The sequence below is a fragment of the Halogeometricum sp. CBA1124 genome (genome assembly GCF_009741955.1).
Taxonomy (GTDB): Archaea; Halobacteriota; Halobacteria; order Halobacteriales; family Haloferacaceae; genus Halogeometricum; species Halogeometricum rufum.
Genome location: NZ_WPCD01000203.1, coordinates 1 through 6600 on the forward strand (window position 1 = coordinate 1; position 6600 = coordinate 6600).

At 67.9% G+C, this 6600-nt stretch carries 5 protein-coding genes, 1 tRNA gene and 2 pseudogenes; 2 read left to right on the forward strand and 6 right to left on the reverse strand.

Annotation, left to right across the window (positions count from 1 at the left end):
* The 3 genes and pseudogenes from GJ632_RS18015 to GJ632_RS18025 all read right to left on the reverse strand — a co-directional run.
* On the reverse strand, positions 1 to 206 hold a 206-nt coding region (locus GJ632_RS18015), incomplete at its 3' end, for a hypothetical protein (protein ID WP_191453668.1).
* 314 nt (positions 207 to 520) lie between these two features.
* A pseudogene (locus GJ632_RS18020) lies at positions 521 to 1818 on the reverse strand (RNA-guided endonuclease InsQ/TnpB family protein).
* A 305-nt stretch (positions 1819 to 2123) separates the two neighbouring features.
* A tRNA-Ser gene (locus tag GJ632_RS18025) sits at positions 2124 to 2208 on the reverse strand.
* Between the two features lie 104 nt (positions 2209 to 2312).
* On the opposite strand from GJ632_RS18025, the gene GJ632_RS18030 reads away from it, so the two are divergent.
* Together GJ632_RS18030 and GJ632_RS18035 are read left to right on the forward strand one after the other, a co-directional pair.
* On the forward strand, positions 2313 to 3263 hold the full coding sequence (locus GJ632_RS18030; protein WP_089804934.1) for a MoxR family ATPase: 951 nt from the start codon (positions 2313 to 2315) through the stop codon (positions 3261 to 3263).
* 175 nt (positions 3264 to 3438) lie between these two features.
* The gene (locus GJ632_RS18035; protein WP_197428076.1) at positions 3439 to 4206 is read left to right on the forward strand and encodes a halocarboxylic acid dehydrogenase DehI family protein; all 768 of its coding nucleotides are present in this window, start codon (positions 3439 to 3441) and stop codon (positions 4204 to 4206) included.
* Positions 4207 to 4254: 48 nt separating this feature from the next.
* Here the strand turns inward: GJ632_RS18035 and GJ632_RS24200 are convergent, their stop codons facing one another.
* The 3 genes and pseudogenes from GJ632_RS24200 to GJ632_RS18050 form a co-directional block, all read right to left on the reverse strand.
* Positions 4255 to 4575 (reverse strand): hypothetical protein, encoded by a 321-nt coding sequence (locus GJ632_RS24200; RefSeq protein ID WP_231751663.1) that lies wholly within the window; start codon positions 4573 to 4575, stop codon positions 4255 to 4257.
* 211 nt (positions 4576 to 4786) lie between these two features.
* A pseudogene (locus GJ632_RS18045) lies at positions 4787 to 6057 on the reverse strand (DUF58 domain-containing protein).
* Positions 6054 to 6600, reverse strand: a 547-nt coding sequence (locus GJ632_RS18050; protein WP_191453669.1) for a hypothetical protein, incomplete at its 5' end; no start/stop codon positions are given. The gene GJ632_RS18050 and the pseudogene GJ632_RS18045, both read right to left, overlap by 4 nt.

Genomic DNA, 6600 nt, shown 5'->3' on the forward strand with positions numbered 1-6600 from the left:
AGACGGACGCTCTCGTGGGGGGAGGCCGGGCGCTGTCGTCCGACGGGTCGGCGTGCACCTCGGTGACGATGGCGTCCACGACGTTCTCCGAGCGGCGTTCGCCCCTCTTCAGAGAGGACTCTGAGGAGGTGTCGTCGCCGTTCCGTCGTCGCGAGTTCGAACGCGTCGTCCTTGTCGAGTTCGTCGGGGTCGTACCGGTCGTTCACCGCGCGTCACCTCGTCGCGTCGTCGTGTGTGTTCCGAACATCAGTCAGTCTCGGGTCGGGGCGGAGGACTGCCGCAGAGGGTAGTCGGGAGACGGTCGAACGCCGCGTACCGGACGCGGTAGGTGGGTGCCTGTGGGGAGGCACCCATCCACAGTTGTAGTTTCATCGTCATATTTCCTGTGCCCGAAACGCCGTCGGCGCTGGACGGTCGGGACTGCGCGAAGCGTCTCGCTCGCGTCGGGAGCCTCGAATCCACGCGTCGACCCACACGCGCACCGCGGCGCGAGAGACGCGTCGCTCGCCGGGTGAGTCTGTCAGTTACCCACGACTGAAGTCGTGGGCTTGTCAGTGGACTCCCCTTCTGCCGTCGCTTGGACGGAGGCGTGGAAATCGCCATTCAGGTTCAGCGTCCCTGACGCAAGCGCACACTGACAGGGTGCGCCTCCACCCGAAGACTTCTGCCCCGAGTGGAGACGCCTGAGAAGTTTACGAGCAATATTCTTGCTCGCGTTATAATCCGCGTTCAGTTCGTACTCGCACTTCTGGCACTTGAACTGGTCTTTCGACTGCCGATTCGACTCGTGCGTGAATCCACACGACGAACACCGTTGAGACGTGTACGCAGGACTCACCTGCTCAACCTCGATGCCGAACATCTCGGCTTTGTATTCTGTGTACTGGTACAAGCGTCGGAACGCCCATGTGTGGAATCGCTTCGCACCAGCCATTCGCGTGCGGATGTCGGTCAGGTTCTCGAACGCGATATGCGTACAGCCGTGGTCACGAGCTTCTTCGAGAATCCGATTCGACGCTCGGTGCAGTTCGTCCTGCATCCACCGGTGTTCGCGGTCGTTCATCGACTGAATAGATAAGTGTGCGGACCGCGTTCCTGTTTGTTGCATCGACCCACGAGTCTTCTCGAACTCTCGGCGTCGGTGGTTCATCTCGTCTGCGTTTCCGATGAACGCGCATGTCGAAGTCACGGCGAGCGAGCATCCACGTTCAGGTCAACACCAAGGACTGTTCTGTGCTTGGCGTCAGAAGTGGTCGCGGATTGCTCTTGCTCGTCCGTGGTTCGGCGCATTCGTGCGTGGAGGTAGAACGATTCGGTAGAGCGGTCGTACTGCAACGTGGACATTCGGAACTCGTAGTCCTCGTTCAGCAGGTACTCGCCCATCGGCGTTCCCTCTGCGTCGTCGGGGAGCACGTAGTCGCACTCGACGCGACCGTCCACTGTGGAGAGCGAAACGTGGTCACGGTGGAATGTCGCTGACCGCTTGTCGTAGACGACGCTCCACGCATCGAAGTGCGGTTGACTGGTGTTCTCGCCCTTCTTGAGTCGGGCGACACCGCTTTTCGTGGCTTCGATGGCGCGTCGAATCCCCTTCTGGACGAGGTTGGCGGTCAACTCCGTCTCGTTGCGGAGTCGTTCGTAGAGGGCGTTCTCGGCTTTCTGCTTCGAGGTCACGCAGTAGTCGTTTGGGTGTCTCCACGCCCACTCTGCGGTGGTATTCGCGCAGTGGAGAAATTGGTTTTTAGTCTGATGGAGGTCTTCGCATCGCTCGTCAGGTACATCGAGTTTGACCTTGACGGTGCGAATCACGTCCTCCATCCGCATTTCACATATTTTGATGTCTCTTTATAAATACTGCGGCTGGCTTGGGCGAGTCGGGTTGCTATCGCTCGTGGTTGGTAGAGTGGTTTGTCGGATTCCTCCCACGGCTAAAGCTGTGGGCTTCCTCCTTGCATCTGTGTGAGTCTGTGAAAAGGCGCCGAGGGTGAGATTTGAACTACGTCGGGACGTGCTCGCTTCGCTGCGCGCGTCCAGCCTCGTTCAAATCACAGCAAGCCGCACACAGCGAATCAGCCGGTGCGAGAGACACTGCGGTCGCTCGCGGGCTGAGTTCGCTGAGAAAGCGCCGAGGGTGAGATTTGAACTCACGTGTCCGAATGGACAGTAGATTTCGAATCTACCGCCTTGGCCGGGCTAGGCTACCTCGGCTTGCATACGCTGTTGGGAGACGCCGCGTTTAATCGGTTTCGATTTCGGTGGACCACGGCGATGTGACCCAGATTACTAAGTCCCATGCCGCCCCGAGGGCTGGTATGGACATCCCCGAAGCGAACGAGGCGTGTAGCAGCGTCCTCGCAGAGGTTTCGAAGGCCGTCATCGCCGAGCAGGAGTTCCTCGAGCGCATCATGCTCGGCGTCCTCGCCCGCGGCCACGTCCTCCTCGAAGACGTCCCCGGCACCGGGAAGACCCTGAGCGCACGGTCGGTCGCCACCGCCCTCGGCCTCTCCTTCTCCCGCGTGCAGTTCACGCCGGACCTCCTCCCCTCCGACGTGACCGGCACGAACATCTTCAACGAGCGCGAGAAGTCCTTCGAGTTCTCCGAGGGGCCAATCTTCGCCAACGTCGTCCTCGCCGACGAGATAAACCGCGCGCCGCCGAAGACGCAGGCGGCGTTGCTGGAGGCGATGGAGGAGGGACAGGTGACGGTGGACGGCGAGACGCACGAACTCCCGAAGCCGTTCGTCGTCATCGCCACGCAGAACCCCGTCGAGAGCGAGGGCACGTTCCCCCTCCCCGAGGCGCAGATAGACCGCTTCGTCGTCAAGACGAGTATCGGCTACCCCGACACCGACGGCGAGGTCGAACTCCTGCGACGCCGCGTCGGCCGGGAGGCGCGCAGTCCGAGCGTCGGGTCGGTTCTGACCCGCGAAGAGGTACTCGACGTGCGCGTCGTCCCCGAGGACGTGCGCGTGGACGAAGATCTGCTGCGCTACATGGCCGACGTGGCGCGGGCGACGCGCACGGACAGACGGGTCGAGGTGGGCGTCTCCCCGCGCGGGACCCAGCGACTGCTGGAGGCGTCCCGCGCCCGCGCCGTCCTCTCGGGTCGCGAGTTCGTCACGCCGGACGACGTGAAACGCGTCTCGCCGGCCGTCCTCGCGCACCGCCTCGTCCTCACGCCGGACGCGCAGGTGAACGACGTGGCGAAGGAGGACGTCATCGCGGACGTGCTCGAACGGGTCGAAGTGCCGACCGTGGAGTGACCGGGCGTCCGCGGTAGCGACCGCGACAGTCATACGTGGCGTCCGTCCCATCGGGCACCATGGACACCGACCGGCAACTCCACGAACTCGCGCCCGGGGCTGGAAACGAGGCCTCTACGCCGACGTCCAGCGGACGTTCCGAGCGCCCATCGTCAACTGGATATTCCGGACGACGATGGCGAACGAACCGGGGTTCCTCCGCTACGCGTGGGGACAGGTCAAGCCGGTGTTCCAGACGCGGGCGTTCGCTCGCCTGTCCGTCCGCTACCGGGACGCCGTCCTCGACGCGATGGACGCGCCCGACGATCCGCTCCCGCGCTACCGCCCGAGCGAGACGGGTCTCGACCCCGCCGCCGCCCGCGAACTCCGCGGACAACTCGCCACCTACGACGTGGTCGCGCCGCGGTTGGCGGTGCTGTTCGAGACGATGGACAGGGCGCTCCACGGCGACCCGGTCGGACACGAACCGGGGGAGGTGTCGGCGGCGACCGAGCCGTCCCCCGACTGGCTGGACCGCGACCGGGGGCGCGCGCCGACACTGCTCGACGACGCGGACGTCGCAGACGAACTCGCGGACACCGTCGCCCGAGTCCGGTCGTTCCACGGCTTCGACGGGGGCCTCCCGAGCATCTACCGGACGCTCGCGCAGTGGCCGCCGTTCTTCGAACGCATGTGGGCGGACGTGGAGCCGAGACTGGAGCGCGACGCCTTCGCGGACGCGCTCGAACGCACCGACGACCTCGTCTCGTCGTTCGTGGACGCGACCCCCTACCGACCGCGCGTCGGGCCCGACGACCTGACGCGTCGGGTTCGACGAGGAGACGGTGGCGGACGTGCAGGGGCTGTTTCGGCAGTTCAACGCGGGGCCGGTCGAGACCGTGCTACCGGCGTACCGGTGTTCGCCGCGACTGTCGACGCCGCCGGCGAGCGCGAACTGAGCTGAACGGAGCCGAGCCGAACTGGGCTCTGAGTCGGCCGGGCGAGGGCGAACCTACCGCCGGTGACCGCGGACCGACCCGCCCTCCTCGCGCCGCCCGCGCAGGGCCGCCACCAGCGCGATGGCCCCGAGGAGCACGAGGACGAGGGCGGCGACCGGTTGGCTCCCGCCGACCGAGAGGTAGACGGCGTAGACGACGGCGGCGCCGGCGACGCCGACGAGCAGCGTCGTCGCCGAGTGGACCAGCGTCAACCGCGTCGTGTCCGCGTCGCGACCGAGTTGCTCGCCGACGCCGATGGCGTACTCGCCGGCGTCCCACGAGACGACGGTGCCGAGCGCGGCGAGCAGGAGGGGTTCTGCCGCCCCGCCCTGCACGCCCGCGTAGACGATGCCGACGAACAGCGCCGACGCGCCGAACGTGACGACCCGGCGAGAGCGCGGTAGAGGCCGAGTGCGAGGACGACGACGCCGACGGCGGCGGGCGCGGCGGCCCCGGCGGCCGCGAGCGCGACGCCGACGAAGCCGACGGTGGCGGCGATCATCGAGAGCGACACGCCGGCGGTGGCGGGGCGTCGGGTTATCTCGGTCATCGCGACCACCGCCGTTCGGCGCGGGCGAGTTCGGTCGCCAACGGTCCTTCACCCCAGTCCACGACGCGAATCCCCGACCGGCGGAGTCGCGCCAGCCGGTTCTCCCGTTCGCGCCCGCGAGTCGGTGCCCCGGCGTGTCGTCCGTCGTCGAGTCGGGGCTGACGACGGTGACGAGGTGGCCGTAGGCGTCGAGGCGGCGCGCGGCGACGACGGCGAAGTCGTCGGCCATCGGCGAGAAGAACAGCACCTGCGCGTCGGACGGCAACTGCCGTCGGAGGCGTCGCACGGCGACGACCGGGTAGTAGGCGTCGTCCGAGGGCGTCGGCGCGAGGGCGGGATTCGTGGCGAACAGTTGGCGGGCGCGGGCGCGATGGTCGCTGCCGGTGCTCGGCGCGAGCCAGCAGTCGTGCGGCGACAGGGCGGCCACGCCCACCCGGTCGCCGCTGTCGAGGAGCGACGAGAACGCGCGCGTCGCGGCGTCGACGCTCCGCTCGACGGCGTTCTGGTCGCCCTCGTGGGTGGCGACGTAGGCGTCCGCCCGCGCGTCCACGAGGAGGACCACCGTCGCCGCGCGTTCCTCGCGGAACTCCAGCGTCGCCATCTTCCCGGTCCGGGCGCGGCGGTTCCAGTCGATGCGGTTCAGCGGGTCGCCGCGGCGGTACTCGCGGGTCGAGTAGAACTCCAGTCCGTCGCCGGCGACGTCCGTCGCGACGCGGCCCGTGTACTGCGTCGTCAGGCCGCGCAGCGGGAGGTCGGAGGTGGCCTCGAGCGACGGTGCACAGCGCAGCACCGTCTCCGACTCGGCGTCGAGGGCCTCGGTGCGCTCCGTCTCGGCGCTCGGACTGCGGGTCACGGCTTCGAGCGGTCCCCACGCGTGTTCGCCGCGGACGGCCTCGACCGAGTACGAGAACGTCGCGGACTTGCCGGGGCGAAGCGCCGTTCCGAGGCGCGCCGAGCCGTCGGTCACTTCGAGGGCCGGCGGGACGCCGTCTATCAGTCTGAGGTCCGTCAGCGCCGTCTCGCCGACGTTCTTGACGGTGACGGTCACGCGCACGTCTTCCTCGGTGTCGGGGTTCGACTCCGACAGTTCGCGAACGACTTCGAGCGTCGGGGCGGGCGCGTCGGTGAACCACGCGAAGCCGGTGTAGGCGACGCCGAGGCCGGCGACGAGGATGAGGGCCGGCCGCTGGAAGACGACGCCCACGGCGCCGGCGACGAGGGCTGCCCCCTCGATACCGGTCCAGCGGTTCGTGTCGAACCCCTTCATCGGCCCGCCTCCGCGACGGCGTCGTCGCTGTCGTGAACCGCTTCGATGGCCGCGATGGTTCGCGCGGCGCGCGCCGACGTCGACGACTGCCCGCGCACGACCAGTCGCACCCGGTCGACGAGCGAGAGGGGGACGTCTGCGCCGAGGTAGCGGGCCGCGACGGGGTCGGACGTCCACGTCCCCTCCTCGAGGTGCCGTTCGGCCCGGTCGGTCGAACAGTTGTCGTGGAGGACGAGCGTCTCGACGGCCGCCTCGCGGAGGCGCGTCTTGAGTTCCGTCACGTTCGACGCGCGCCATCCGCGCTCGGACAACCGTCGGTCGACGTCGTCGCCGGGCGTCGGGACGCGGTAGCGGAGTTCGGGGTCGCCGGTGTCCGTCGCGCGGTAGTCCACGTGCCGGCGTCCGAGCGCGTAGCGGAGGCCCTGCACGCCCGCCACGACGCCGACGACGATGACGAACACGAACGTCGCGCTCAGGCCGGGGACGACGAAGCCGGCGAGGCCGGCGACGCCGCCGAGGACGGCGACGACGCCGACGGCCGCG

Bases quoted from the DNA above. Each gene is read 5' to 3' on its own strand.
- GJ632_RS18030 (WP_089804934.1), top strand. From the start codon at position 2,313: ATGGACATCCCCGAAGCGAACGAGGCGTGTAGCAGCGTCCTCGCAGAG.
- GJ632_RS18035 (WP_197428076.1), top strand. From the start codon at position 3,439: ATGGCGAACGAACCGGGGTTCCTCCGCTACGCGTGGGGACAGGTCAAG.